13 protein-coding genes are annotated in these 12,342 nt (G+C 71.4%); 4 read left to right on the top strand and 9 right to left on the bottom strand.

Annotated features, from left to right (window positions below):
• Positions 1 to 10: 10 nt before the first annotated feature.
• Positions 11 to 463 carry an SRPBCC domain-containing protein gene (locus QFZ58_RS10860; RefSeq protein ID WP_307124728.1) on the top strand — a complete coding sequence of 151 codons (453 nt, stop codon included), beginning with the start codon at positions 11 to 13 and terminating at the stop codon, positions 461 to 463.
• A 13-nt stretch (positions 464 to 476) separates the two neighbouring features.
• On the opposite strand, the gene QFZ58_RS10855 is transcribed toward QFZ58_RS10860, so the two are convergent.
• The 5 genes from QFZ58_RS10855 to QFZ58_RS10835 all read right to left on the bottom strand — a co-directional run bounded on the left by QFZ58_RS10855 (position 477) and on the right by QFZ58_RS10835 (position 5,584).
• Complete coding sequence (locus tag QFZ58_RS10855; RefSeq protein ID WP_307124727.1) at positions 477 to 1,595, bottom strand: LOG family protein; 1,119 nt, start codon at positions 1,593 to 1,595, stop codon at positions 477 to 479.
• 34 nt (positions 1,596 to 1,629) lie between these two features.
• Positions 1,630 to 2,793 carry a hypothetical protein gene (locus QFZ58_RS10850; protein WP_307124726.1) on the bottom strand — a complete coding sequence of 388 codons (1,164 nt, stop codon included), beginning with the start codon at positions 2,791 to 2,793 and terminating at the stop codon, positions 1,630 to 1,632.
• Entirely contained in the window at positions 2,775 to 3,512 is a 738-nt protein-coding gene (locus QFZ58_RS10845) for an ABC transporter ATP-binding protein (RefSeq protein ID WP_307124725.1), read from the bottom strand. The genes QFZ58_RS10850 and QFZ58_RS10845 overlap by 19 nt, the downstream gene beginning before the upstream one ends.
• Before the next feature lie 216 nt (positions 3,513 to 3,728).
• Entirely contained in the window at positions 3,729 to 5,108 is a 1,380-nt protein-coding gene (locus tag QFZ58_RS10840) for an aspartate aminotransferase family protein (protein ID WP_307124724.1), read from the bottom strand.
• Positions 5,093 to 5,584: an Lrp/AsnC family transcriptional regulator gene (locus QFZ58_RS10835; RefSeq protein WP_069170433.1), complete on the bottom strand. Its 492-nt coding sequence runs from the start codon at positions 5,582 to 5,584 to the stop codon at positions 5,093 to 5,095. The genes QFZ58_RS10840 and QFZ58_RS10835 overlap by 16 nt, the downstream gene beginning before the upstream one ends.
• A 177-nt stretch (positions 5,585 to 5,761) precedes the next feature.
• On the opposite strand from QFZ58_RS10835, the gene QFZ58_RS10830 reads away from it, so the two are divergent.
• Entirely contained in the window at positions 5,762 to 7,201 is a 1,440-nt protein-coding gene (locus tag QFZ58_RS10830; protein ID WP_307124723.1) for a gamma-aminobutyraldehyde dehydrogenase, read from the top strand.
• Positions 7,202 to 7,402: 201 nt separating this feature from the next.
• Entirely contained in the window at positions 7,403 to 7,942 is a 540-nt protein-coding gene (locus QFZ58_RS10825) for a hypothetical protein (protein WP_307124722.1), read from the top strand.
• 168 nt (positions 7,943 to 8,110) lie between these two features.
• On the opposite strand, the gene QFZ58_RS10820 is transcribed toward QFZ58_RS10825, so the two are convergent.
• The 3 genes from QFZ58_RS10820 to QFZ58_RS10810 form a co-directional block, all read right to left on the bottom strand.
• Positions 8,111 to 8,911 (bottom strand): SAM-dependent methyltransferase, encoded by an 801-nt coding sequence (locus QFZ58_RS10820; RefSeq protein WP_307124721.1) that lies wholly within the window; start codon positions 8,909 to 8,911, stop codon positions 8,111 to 8,113.
• Between the two features lie 65 nt (positions 8,912 to 8,976).
• The gene (locus QFZ58_RS10815; protein ID WP_307124720.1) at positions 8,977 to 9,729 is read right to left on the bottom strand and encodes a glycerophosphodiester phosphodiesterase; all 753 of its coding nucleotides are present in this window, start codon (positions 9,727 to 9,729) and stop codon (positions 8,977 to 8,979) included.
• A gap of 23 nt (positions 9,730 to 9,752) precedes the next feature.
• Positions 9,753 to 10,787 (bottom strand): adenosine deaminase, encoded by a 1,035-nt coding sequence (locus QFZ58_RS10810; RefSeq protein WP_307124719.1) that lies wholly within the window; start codon positions 10,785 to 10,787, stop codon positions 9,753 to 9,755.
• 117 nt (positions 10,788 to 10,904) lie between these two features.
• Between QFZ58_RS10810 and QFZ58_RS10805 the strand changes: the two genes are divergently transcribed.
• On the top strand, positions 10,905 to 11,579 hold the full coding sequence (locus tag QFZ58_RS10805) for a DUF4190 domain-containing protein (protein ID WP_307124718.1): 675 nt from the start codon (positions 10,905 to 10,907) through the stop codon (positions 11,577 to 11,579).
• Positions 11,580 to 11,633: 54 nt separating this feature from the next.
• On the opposite strand, the gene QFZ58_RS10800 is transcribed toward QFZ58_RS10805, so the two are convergent.
• Positions 11,634 to 12,188 (bottom strand): NADAR family protein, encoded by a 555-nt coding sequence (locus QFZ58_RS10800; RefSeq protein WP_307124717.1) that lies wholly within the window; start codon positions 12,186 to 12,188, stop codon positions 11,634 to 11,636.
• Positions 12,189 to 12,342 lie beyond the last annotated feature (154 nt).

Raw genomic sequence — 12,342 nt, 5'->3', positions numbered from 1 at the left:
GGCAGGGACCATGGCGCAGTCACCGCGTGAGGGCATCGACATCACCCGGGTCCTCGGTGCCCCGCAGGAGCGGGTGTTCGCGGCCTGGACCGTGCCCGAGGACTTCGCCGCCTGGTACGGCGCCGACGCGGACGTGCCGCTCGACCGGGTGTCGATGGATGTCAGGCCCGGCGGGAGCTGGAGCCTGGTGGTCATCGTGCCGGGCGCCGAGATGCCGTTCCGCGGGGTCTACCACGAGGTGTCCGATCCCGGCCGGCTGGTCTTCACGCTGAAGGACGCGAGCGCGGCCACCGGAATCGACGGGGAGACCGTCACCGTCACCTTCACGGCGTTGAGCGGCACGTCCACGGAGATGGTCTTCCAGCAGCGCGGCGGCAACCTCACGCCCGAGCAGTATGCGGCGGCCGAGGACGGCTGGGAGGCCTTCTTCGACGCACTGGAGGCCCGGCTCGCAGGGCGCTGAGCCGGCCGGCGGGTCAGCCGGTCAGCCGGGCGAGCGCCGCCGGAGCCTCCTCCACCGTGTCGACGAGCGCGATACGGGACTCCATGGCACGGCCCGCGGCCAGGGCGCTCAGCAGCGGCCAGGCCGGCAGTGTCCGGGTCCAGTGCGCGCGGCCCACCAGCACCATCGGTGTCGGCGCGGACCGCGACTCGTAGTAGTTCGGCGTCGCGTTGTCGAAGATCTCCTGCACGGTCCCCGCGGCGCCGGGCAGGAAGATCACCCCGGCCGTCGAGCGGGCCAGCAGCCCGTCCTCGCGCACGGCGTTCGCGAAGTACTTGGCGATGTGGTCCGCGAAGGCGTTCGGCGGCTCGTGCCCGTAGAACCACGTCGGGATCGCGACCGACGAGCCGCCCTCCGGCCAGCGTTCCCGTACCGCGAAGGCGGCCATCGCCCACTCGGTGACCGAGGGGCTGAACGACGGGACGTCGGCGAGCATTTCGCAGGCCTTGACCAGCATCGCGTCGGAGTGCGGCGCGCAGTGCGCGCCGAGATTGGCCGCCTCCATGGCGCCGGGACCACCACCCGTCGCGACCGTCAGGCCGCTGCGGGCCAGCTCCCTGCCGAGCACGGCCGCCCCCTGGTAGGCCGCGGTACCGCGGGCCATGGCATGGCCGCCCATCACGCCCACGACCCGGGCCCCGGCGAGGTGTTCGTCCAGCGCGTCGGAGACCGCGTCGTCATGGAGCGCCCGCAGCATCGAGGCGAAGACGTCACCGTCCGTACCGGTCCGCCGGAACCAGCGGTGGGCGAGCGCGTCCGGCGTCGCCTCGTACCCGCCCTGTGCCAGTCCCTCGTACAGGGCTTCCGGGGTGTACAGCAGGCCGCGGTACGGGTCGAAGGGCAACCCGGGCACCGGGGGGAAGACGAAGGCTCCGTCCGCCCGTACCTTGGCCTCGGCGCCACCGTCCATCCGGCAGCCGAGGAAGACGGCGCCGCGGGTGTCGGTCGCGAGCAGCGAGGCGCCGCGGTCCGTCAGGTCGACGGACTGGATCCGATGGCCGGCGAGTGTCCCTGCGGCGACCGCCAGGTCGAATGCGGCGAGCGTCTCTATCTCGACGCCGGGTGCGTACGTGTTCTCGTCCGGATTCTCCACGCCGCCATGCTACGGACCGGCCACCGGCGGGCTGTCACCCCGTCAGCGGCAGAGCCGCCAGCTCCGCGATCACCCAGGTCAGCGGGGCGAAGACGGCCAGCAGCACCAGCGCGCGCAGCGCGGTCGCGGAGCGGAGCGCGGCGGCGGGCGCACCGAGCCGCAGCAGGGTCTGGGCCGTCCGGACCCGAGCCTGCTTCGCCTCCAGCGCCGATGTCAGCAGCGTCGCCGTCGTACATCCGAGGACGAGTACGGCGCCCAGCGCGGTGAGCGGACCGAAGGGGCGGGGCCCGTCCGTGTACAGGGCCGTGGCCGCGATCACGCCCGACAGCACCGCGCAGACGACTCCGAGCGGACGCCCGATCCGGCACGCCTCGTCCATGAGCACCCGGCCCGCCAGGAGACGCACGGCTCCGGGGCGCGTCGCCTGCAGCAGCCGCCCGCACAGATGGGTCAGGCCGGGTCCCGCCATGGCGAGGCCGATCGCGGTGAGGACCCAGCCCGCCAGCAGGCTCGCCGGGGCGGAGTCGAGCCGCCCGGGCAGCGGAAAGGTTTTGCCCGGTGCCCCACGGCCGACGTACGCCTCGACGGCCAGTCCGGCCGCGGTGAGGGCCACGCCCCACGGCAGCCCTGTGGGCACCGGGGCCGGGGCGAGATCGTCCTCGGCCTCCTGGGCGTCGGACGGGGGGACCGGCCGGGAGCGCAGCGCGAGCCCGCCGGCCGTGGCCGAGGCCAGCGGCACCAGGGCCAGCAGCGTGAGCGCCGCCGCGAGCGGCAGCGGCGTGCCCGCGCCCAGGAACTCGGCGGCGCCGCCGTCGAACGGAAGCCCGGTCAGGTCCCCGCGCAGATGGAGGAAGACGAGCAGCGCCACCACCGAGCCCAGCGTGGTGGACACCGCGGTCGAGGCCGCCGCCAGCAGGGCCAGCCGCACCGGCCCGAGGCCCGCGGCGAAGAGGCCGGGGCGCGGGCGGGTGCTCGGGTCCGTGCGCGCGACCGCGACCGCGAACCGGACCGTCGCGGCCAGCGGCACCGCGCACCACAGCAGCCGCAGTACGGAACTCGACGCGTGCGCCGGGTGCCCGGAGGCGTACCCGAGGGTGCACAGCAGCAGGAAACCGACCCCGGCCGATGCGGAGGCGAGGAGCAGCCGCCGCACCAGGACCAGGGGGTGGGAACCGCGCGTCAGACGGAGAGCGAGCACGCCGAGCGGCCTTCCGTATCGGTCGCGGCGGGCAGGGCGACGGTGGTGACGTGGCGGCCGTCCAGCAGGGCGACCGTACGGTCGGCGAGGGCGGCGATCTCCGCGTCGTGGGTGGCGAGTACGACCGTGATGCCGTGGGACCGCGCAGCGGTGGTGAGGGTGCGCAGCAACTGCGCCCGCTCGGCACGGTGCAGCGAGGCGGTCGGCTCGTCGGCGAAGATCACGGACGGCGAGGCGGTCAGCGCACGTGCCACGGAGATCCGCTGGCGCTGGGCCTGGAGCAGGGTGTGCGGCCGGTTCTTGGCCAGCGGGCCGATGTCGAGGCGCTCCAGCCACTCGGTCGCCGCCTTCTTCGCCGCCCGGTGGGAGACGCCGCGCAGCAGCAGCGGCAGGGCGGCGTTCTCCCAGGTGGTCAGCTCCGGCACGAGCTGGGGCTCGGCAGCGATCCAGCCGAAGCGGTCGCGGCGCAGCTGCTCCCGCAGTCGCGGGCCCATCGTGTGCACGGGGACGCCGTCGAACCAGACCTCGCCCTCCTGGGGCACCAGCTGGCCGGAGAGGCAGTGCAGGAGCGTCGTCTTACCGCTCCCGCGAGGACCCGTCACGGCGAGGACCTCGCCGCTGCGGACACCGAGGGACACACCGCCGAGCCCCGGGGATCCGTTGTGGGAGTGCTGCAGGGAACGTGCCCAGATCACGTCGTTGTCCGACGGGGCAACCATGGCGTACACCTCGGTTCGGATCAGATGTCACATCCCCCGTACGGGGGAACGAAAACAAGGCCGATCGGTCACAGGGCACGCTAGGTAGTCGGACCGGAGTGTCGGCACAGCACGCGGCCCGGACACTCCCCTTCTCACTCGAACGGGTGCATCCGGGCCGCAGTGGACCGTATGAAATGACTGCCGGGACCGGTGGTGCCGGTCGCCGGAGAGCGGTCAGAGCTTCGTCCAGGCCTCCGTCAGGACGGCCCGCAGGATGCCCTCGATCTCGTCGAAGGTCGACTGGTCGGAGATCAGCGGCGGCGCGAGCTGGACGACCGGATCACCGCGGTCGTCGGCGCGGCAGTAGAGGCCGTTGTCGTACAGCGCCTTGGAGAGGAAGCCGTACAGGACGCGCTCGGTCTCCTCGTCGGTGAACGTCTCCTTGGTGGCCTTGTCCTTCACCAGCTCGATGCCGTAGAAGAAGCCGTTGCCGCGTACGTCGCCGACGATCGGCAGGTCGTGCAGCTTCTGGAGCGTGGTGAGGAAGGCGTTCTCGTTGTCGAGGACGTGCTGGTTGAGGCCCTCGCGCTCGAAGATGTCGAGGTTGGCGAGACCGACCGCGGCGGAGACCGGGTGGCCGCCGAAGGTGTAGCCGTGCAGGAAGGTGTTGTCGCCCTCGTAGAACGGCTCGGCCAGCCGGTCGGAGATGATGCAGGCGCCGATCGGGGAGTAGCCCGACGTCATGCCCTTGGCGCAGGTGATCATGTCCGGCACGTAGTCGAACTTGTCACAGGCGAACATCGTGCCGAGGCGGCCGAAGGCGCAGATGACCTCGTCGGAGACGAGCAGTACGTCGTACTTGTCGCATATCTCGCGCACGCGCTGGAAGTATCCGGGCGGCGGCGGGAAACAGCCGCCGGCGTTCTGGACGGGCTCCAGGAAGACGGCCGCCACGGTGTCCGGGCCCTCGAAGAGGATCTCCTGCTCGATCTGGTCGGCGGCCCAGCGGCCGAAGGCCTCCGGGTCGTCACCGAAGAGCGGGGCGCGGTAGATGTTGGTGTTCGGCACCTTGTGCGCGCCGGGGACCAGCGGCTCGAAGGGGGCCTTCAGCGCCGGCAGGCCGGTGATCGACAGGGCGCCCTGCGGGGTGCCGTGGTAGGCGACCGCACGCGAGATGACCTTGTACTTGGTCGGCTTGCCCTTGAGCTTGAAGTACTGCTTGGCCAGCTTCCAGGCCGTCTCCACGGCCTCGCCGCCGCCGGTGGTGAAGAAGACCTTGTTGAGGTCGCCCGGGGCGTAGTCCGCGAGCCGCTCGGCGAGCTCGACCGCCTTCGGGTGGGCGTACGACCACACCGGGAAGAAGGCGAGCTCCTGCCCCTGCTTGTACGCCGCCTCGGCGAGCTCGTGACGGCCGTGGCCCGCGTTGACCACGAACAGGCCGGAGAGGCCGTCGAGGTAGCGCTTGCCCTTGTCGTCGAAGATGTAGGTGCCCTCGCCACGCACGATGGTGGGAACGGGCGCGTTCTCGTAGTCCGACATGCGGGTGAAGTGCATCCACAGGTGGTCGTACGCGGTTCGGCTGAGGTCCTTGCTCACGGCTATCGGGTTCCCCACATATAGGTCTGCTTCTTGAGCTTGAGGTAGACGAAGCTCTCGGTGGAGCGCACTCCGGGGATGGCCCGGATGCGTTTGTTGATCGTCTCCAGCAGGTGGTCGTCGTCCTCGCAGACGATCTCCACCATCAGGTCGAAGGAGCCCGCGGTCATGACCACGTACTCGCACTCGGCCATGGCCGCCAGGGCCTCGGCCACGGGGTCGAGGTCGCCCTCGACGTTGATGCCGACCATCGCCTGGCGCCGCAGACCCACGGTGAGCGGGTCCGTGACGGCGACGATCTGCATCACGCCCTGGTCGAGCAGCTTCTGCACGCGCTGGCGTACAGCCGCTTCGGAGAGGCCCACGGCCTTGCCGATCGCGGCGTACGGACGGCGTCCGTCCTCCTGGAGCTGCTCGATGATCGCGAGGGAGACGGCATCGACCGCTGGTGACGATCCGTTCCCGGTCCTGGAGTCTGCGCTACGACTGGCCACGCACCCACTCTGCACCGAGACTCGTCTGTCTGGCAACCCCGGATCGATGAAATTCGTTGTTTGAGTGCCCTGATCTAACTGAATCCGAAGTTCCCGAGGGTTGGGTATGTCGAAAGCGTCACCGGACCGTTTAGGGTGGATGTCTCACCCATCGGACAGCCGACAGGAGGGGTGGTTGTGACCACCGAGGTGCGCCGTCTGCGCAACTACATCAACGGAGAGTTCCGGGACGCCGCGGACGGGCGGACCATCGACGTGGTCAACCCGGTGACGGAAGAGGTCTACGCGACCTCCCCGCTCTCCGGACAGGCCGACGTCGATGCCGCCATGGAAGCGGCCGCGGCCGCGTTCCCCGCCTGGCGGGACGTGACGCCCGCCGAACGCCAGAAGGCACTGCTGAAGATCGCGGACGCCTTCGAGGAGCGGGCGGAGGACCTCATCGCGGCGGAGTCGGAGAACACCGGCAAGCCGCTGGAGCTCACCCGCACCGAAGAGATCCCGCCGATGGTGGACCAGATCCGCTTCTTCGCGGGGGCCGCCCGGCTGCTCGAGGGCCGCTCGGCGGGCGAGTACATGGAGGGCCTGACCTCGATCGTGCGCCGGGAGCCGGTGGGCGTCTGCGCGCAGGTCGCCCCGTGGAACTACCCGATGATGATGGCGGTCTGGAAGTTCGCCCCGGCGCTCGCCGCAGGCAACACCGTCGTGATCAAGCCGTCCGACACCACCCCGGCGTCGACCGTGCTGATCGCGGAGATCATCGGGCAGATCCTGCCCAAGGGCGTCTTCAACGTCATCTGCGGCGACCGCGACACGGGCCGCGCGATGGTCGAGCACCGGATCCCCGCGATGGCCTCCATCACCGGTTCCGTGCGGGCCGGCATGCAGGTCGCCGAGTCCGCGGCCAAGGACGTCAAGCGTGTCCACCTGGAGCTCGGCGGCAAGGCGCCGGTCGTCGTCTTCGAGGACGCCGACATCCCCAAGGCCGTCGAGGGCATCTCTGTCGCCGGCTACTTCAACGCCGGGCAGGACTGCACCGCGGCGACCCGCGTCATGGTCCACGAGTCGGTCCACGACGAGTTCGTCGCCGCCCTGGCCAAGGCGGCGGCCGACACCAAGACCGGCGCGCCGGACGAAGAGGACGTGCTGTACGGCCCGCTCAACAACGCCAACCAGCTCGCCCAGGTCAGCGGGTTCATCGAGCGGCTCCCCGCGCACGCCAAGGTCGAGGCCGGCGGGCACCGGGTCGGCGACAAGGGTTACTTCTACGCCCCTACCGTCGTCTCCGGTCTCGAGCAGGACGACGAGATCATCCAGCACGAGGTCTTCGGTCCCGTCATCACCGTCCAGTCCTTCACTGACGAGGCGCAGGCGCTGACGTACGCCAACGGCGTGGAGTACGCGCTGGCCTCCTCGGTCTGGACGAAGGACCACGCCCGCGCGATGCGGATGTCCAAGAACCTCGACTTCGGCTGCGTGTGGATCAACACCCACATCCCGCTCGTCGCCGAGATGCCGCACGGCGGATTCAAGAAGTCCGGCTACGGCAAGGACCTCTCCGCGTACGGCTTCGAGGACTACACGCGCATCAAGCACGTGATGACGTCGCTCGACGGCTGACACCCTGCACCGCTGCACCGCTGCACCGCTGCACCGCTGCACCGCAGCACCGCAGCACCGCAGCACCGCAGCATCCGCGCGAACGGCCCCGGGCTCCGGCCCGGGGCCGTCCGCGTGGGCCGGGGCACCGGCCGGCAGCCGCCGAACTCCGGCGGTCGCCCCCGTAATTGAACGTGTTCATGATGGGCGTACGCTGCGGGCATGAGCGAGCGACGCGCCCTGCTGAGGCGCATACGCGTGTGGTTGGCCGCCTTCATCGTCTGTCTGGTGCTCAGCGGGCTGACCGCCTTCCCGCTGGTCCACGAACTCCACTGGGCCGAGGATTTGCTGAACTCCTCCGCCTCCCCCGTACCCGAGCACTTCCCGGCCCTGGCGGAGTGGATCACCAGGGTCCGCACCGGCCTCGACGAGACGGACGCGAACCACCCCTTCGTGCTGTACGGCACCGACTGGCTGGCCTTCGCCCACCTCGTCATCGCCGTCGCCTTCTACGGGCCCTACCGCGACCCGGTCCGCAACATCTGGGTCGTCGAGTTCGGCATGATCGCCTGCGCCGGGATCATCCCGCTGGCCCTGATCTGCGGCCCGATCCGGGACATCCCCGCCTGGTGGTCCGTCATCGACATGTCCTTCGGGGTCTTCGGTGTCGTCCCGCTGCTCGTCGTGCGGCGCATGACCAAGCGGCTGGAGGCGCTGGAGGGTGCGCCGGCAGGAACCCCGACGCCCCTCCCCGCGGCCTGAGTCCAGCGGCCCGCGACCCCGTGGCCCGGGTGGCGCCGACCCGGGTCACACGCACTTCGGCCCCGCGGCCCGGGTGCACGCGGCCTCTCCGGAGCCCGGGCATCCGCCGCCGCATCCCCTCCCACACCTTCCGCCCGGCCCCTCGCGGTACTTCCCCCCGTGCCGGCATCAGGGCTTCCGTGCCACCGCGCCGAACTGTGCGACGGCGGGGCTGCCGGGTGCGGCGCGCCAGCGGGAGCAGGACACGACACCGGGTGCCAGGATGTCCAGGCCGTCCATGAACGACACGAACTCGGAGCGGCCGCGGGCGGTGATCGGCGGGGTGGCGTTCTCGTTCCAGAAGCGCATCGCGGCCTCGTTCCCCCCGCCGCCCAGCTCCAGCGTCGGGTGGGTGAGCACCAGGTGGCTGCCCGAGGGCAGGGCGCCCATCAGCGTCGTCACGATGCCCCGCGCCTCGGCGGTGTCCAGGACGAAGTTGAGGATGCCGAGCATCGTCACCGCGACCGGCCGGCGGAGGTCCAGGGTCGGCTCCGCGGCCCGCAGGATCCGCTCGGGGTCGCGGGCGTCCGCGTCGACGTAGGCGGTGGCTCCCTCGGGAGAGCTGGTGAGGAGGGAGCGCGCGTGCGCCAGCACGGCCGGATCGTTGTCGACGTAGACGACGCGGGCGTGGGGGGCGGTGTGCTGCGCGACCTCATGGGTGTTGTGCGCGGTCGGCAGCCCGGTGCCGATGTCCAGGAACTGGCCGATCCCCACGTCGCCGGCCAGATGGCGCACCGCCCTGCCGAGGAACTCCCGGTCGGCGCGCGCCACTTCGCCGATGCTCGGGTACATCTCGGTGACCCGGTCCCCGACCGCGCGGTCCACGGGGTAATGGTCCGCCCCGCCCAGCCAGTAGTTCCACACCCGTGCGTTGTGGGCGATGTCCGACCGTATGCGGGCGGGTGCGGTGCGAGGGCTGGGCTCGGTCACGTCTGCTCCTGGGGCGCCGGGTGAGGATCACGGGCAGTTCGCCACCGGTCATGATGCCGGACGGATCAGACGACGGCGCCGGGCCCGGCGGCTCCGGGCCGGGGGACGCCGGGCCCGGAGCCGCCGGGCCGGGGGGCGGCGGTCAGCAGAGAGCGCAGGGCGTCGATGCGGTTGGTGGTGATCGAGTCGACGCCGTACGACAGGAGCCGGCGCATCGTCCGCCTGGTGTCGGCGGTCCAGGCGGAGACCAGCAGCCCGTCGCGGTGGACACGGTCCGTCAGTTCCCGGTCCACCAGGCCGAAGCGGTAGTTCAGCCAGCGTGGCCGCACGGCCGCGAGGAGTACGGGGCGCGGAGGAGCCGGCGTGGTCCAGGTCAGTGCGATCTCGGCGGACGGGTCGGCGTCGCGCACCCGGAGCATGGCCTGGGTGCCGGCGCAGTAGTACGCCCTCTCGGCGGCCCCGCACTCGCGCACCACGTCGACGACCCTGCGCACCGACGCGTCCGTGGAGCCGGGCAGATCGACCATGATCCGGTGGCTCTCCGTGGCCAGCAGCGCCTCGCGCAGGGTGGGCACGCCGCCCCGGGTCATCTCGGTCAGATCCCGGTGGTCGAGATGGTCCAGCCGGATGTCGTGTCCCCACAGGCGCTCCAGGGTGGAGTCGTGGAGGAGGACGGGCACCCCGTCACGGGTCACGCGGACGTCGATCTCGACCGCGTCCGCCCCCCGGTCGACGGCGGACCGGATCGAGGGAAGCGTGTTCTCGCGGGCGCGGTACGGGTCGCCGCGGTGTGCCACGGCCGTGACGGTGGTGTCCATGGGGCCATTGTGACCAGCGGGGGTCACCGGCCGGGCGCCTCCAGCCAGTTCGTGGTGTACGTGTCGATCTCGGCGGTCAGGGCCCGCTTGCCGGCCGGGTCGAGGAACGACGCCTCCACGGCGTTCTTCGCGAGCCCGGCGACACCCCGCTCGTCGAGCCCGAGCAGCCGGGCCGCGACCCCGTACTCGTTGTTCAGGTCGGTGCCGAACATCGGCGGGTCGTCACTGTTGATCGTCACGAGGACGCCGGCCTCGACCATCTCCTTCACCGGGTGCAGGTCGAGGTCCGTCACGGCACGGGTCGCGATGTTGGACGTCGGGCAGACCTCCAGCGCGATGCGGTGCTCGGCGAGGTGCGCCAGAAGCCCGGGGTCCTGGACGGAGCTGGTGCCGTGGCCGATGCGCTCGGCGCGCAGCGCGGTCAGCGCGTCCCAGACGGTCTGCGGACCGGTGGTCTCCCCGGCGTGCGGCACGGAGTGCAGACCCTCGGCGATCGCCCGGTCGAAGTACGGCTTGAACTGCGGCCGGTCCACACCGATCTCCGGCCCGCCGAGACCGAAGGAGACGAGCCCCTCGGGCCGCAGGTCCACCGCGAGACGGGTGGTCTCCTCGGCGGCCTCCAGACCCGCCTCGCCGGGGATGTCGAAGCACCAGCGCAGGACCACGCCGAGTTCGGCCTCGGCGGCCTTGCGGGCGTCCTCGATGGCCTCCATGAAGCCCTGCTCCGGGATGCCCCGGCGGGTGGAACTGAACGGGGTGACGGTCAGTTCCGCGTACCGGATGTTCTGCCGCGCCATGTCCCGGGCGATCTCGAAGGTCAGCAGCCGGACGTCCTCCGGCGTGCGGATCAGGTCCACCACCGAGAGGTACACGTCGATGAAGTGCCCGAAGTCGGTGAAGGTGAAGAAGTCCGTCAGCGCCTCAGGGTCCGTGGGGACCTTGGAGTCGGGGTGGTGGGCCGCGAGCTCGGCCACGATGCGCGGCGAGGCGGAACCGACGTGGTGGACATGGAGCTCGGCCTTGGGCAGCCCCGCGATAAAGGGGTGCAGAGCGTTCATCGGATTCTCCCGGATCTCGTCACTGGGCCGGGCACACCGGCCGCACCGATCATCGTAGGGGGACTCGGCGGCCCGGCGGCGGGCCGTAGCATGGCGGGACCACGATGGGGGAGGCCCATGTCAGACAACACAGAGCAGCCAGGAGGCGGGGCCGCGCCGCGCGATCCGTGGGCGCCACCGGACAGCCGGGTCGAGCTGGGCAAGCCGCCGGCCGTGCACGACCAGCCGACGGTCACGTCCATGCCGGGCGTCGACTCGGGCACCGGGCCGATACCCGGGGCGGCCGGAGGCTTCGGCCCGCCGCAGCCGGCGGCTTCCGCGCCGCCCGTCCCCGCGCCGCCGGTGGCACCGAACGGACCGGGAGCGCCCGGGGGGCAGTACGGCTACCCGGCCGCGCCCGCTGCGCCCGCGGCGCCGTACGGCGGATACCCGGGCTATCCCGGCTACGGCGGTCAGCCGGCCTGGGGCCCGGCGCCGGCGAACGGCCTGGGTATCGCCGCCATGGTGCTCGGCATCATCGCCGTCGTCGGCTTCTGCATGTGGGGCTTCGGGATCATCCTGGGCATCCTCGCGCTGATCTTCGGCATCATCGGCCGCGGTCGCGCCAAGCGGGGCGAGGCGACCAACGGGGGCATGGCGCTCGCCGGAATCATCCTGGGATCGGTGTCGATCGTGATCAGCGCGATCTTCCTGGGATTCCTCATCTGGGCCGTCGCCAACGACGACGGGAGCAGCGACTACGACTACGACGACCCGTACGCCACGTCGCTGGTCGTCGGCGCCGCGCGCTGACACGGGGTACGGACGCCGCCCGGGGCGGGGAACCAACCCCCGTCCCGGGCCGTTTCACCGCGCGCGCAGCCGCGTACGCGCCTCCATGAGCGCGAAGCCCAGCAGGTTCAGCCCCCGCCAGGCGGCCGGGTCCGCCGTCCGCGGATCGTCCTTGGCGAGTCCGATGCCCCAGATCCGGTCCAACGGACTCGCCTCGACGAGCACCCGCTCCCCCGTGCCCGCCAAGTAGGCCCGCAGCGCCGGGTCCTGGCCGAACTTGTGGACGCTGCCCGCCACCACCAGGGCGAACCGCTCCTTCACCCATATGTCGTCGTCGAAGCCCCGGACCAGCCGGCCCGCCTTCTTGGCCTGCGCCGGGCTCTCCGCGGCCACGGCCCGCTCCTCCGCCTCGGCGTCGCCGAAGAGCCGCGCCTTGCCGGCCATCATCCAGTGCTCCGCCGAGGCGTAGGTCACCCCGTCGACCGTGAACGGCGCCGGCCACCACTGGCTGAGGCAGCTCTCCGAGAGCCTGCCGTCCGACCGGGGGCGGTGCCCCCAGAACGGCAGGTACTTCACCTTGTCGCCGCGTGCCGTCCGCTCCACCAGGGCGTCCCTGTGTTCCTGTCCCATGGCAGCCGAGTCTGGCATTCGCCACTGACAGTCCGTACCGGGTTTTCCGCAGCCGCGCGACACATGGTCGACAGATTCCGTCGCGTAACCAAAAGGCAACAACGGAATCCCTTGTTGCCGGTAGACCTCTCTGTCAGGATCGGCACTCAATTCG

This window comes from Streptomyces sp. B1I3, from assembly GCF_030816615.1.
Lineage (GTDB): Bacteria > Actinomycetota > Actinomycetes > Streptomycetales > Streptomycetaceae > Streptomyces.
The sequence above is the reverse complement of the archived record's forward strand: the minus strand, read 5'-3'. Positions and strand labels throughout refer to the sequence as shown.

Coding starts and splice junctions, on each gene's coding strand:
- QFZ58_RS10810 (WP_307124719.1), bottom strand. CDS start 10,787: ATGAACGCTCTGCACCCCTTTATCGCGGGGCTGCCCAAGGCCGAGCTC.
- QFZ58_RS10815 (WP_307124720.1), bottom strand. CDS start 9,729: ATGGACACCACCGTCACGGCCGTGGCACACCGCGGCGACCCGTACCGC.
- QFZ58_RS10825 (WP_307124722.1), top strand. CDS start 7,403: ATGAGCGAGCGACGCGCCCTGCTGAGGCGCATACGCGTGTGGTTGGCC.
- QFZ58_RS10805 (WP_307124718.1), top strand. CDS start 10,905: ATGTCAGACAACACAGAGCAGCCAGGAGGCGGGGCCGCGCCGCGCGAT.
- QFZ58_RS10800 (WP_307124717.1), bottom strand. CDS start 12,188: ATGGGACAGGAACACAGGGACGCCCTGGTGGAGCGGACGGCACGCGGC.
- QFZ58_RS10845 (WP_307124725.1), bottom strand. CDS start 3,512: ATGGTTGCCCCGTCGGACAACGACGTGATCTGGGCACGTTCCCTGCAG.
- QFZ58_RS10860 (WP_307124728.1), top strand. CDS start 11: ATGGCGCAGTCACCGCGTGAGGGCATCGACATCACCCGGGTCCTCGGT.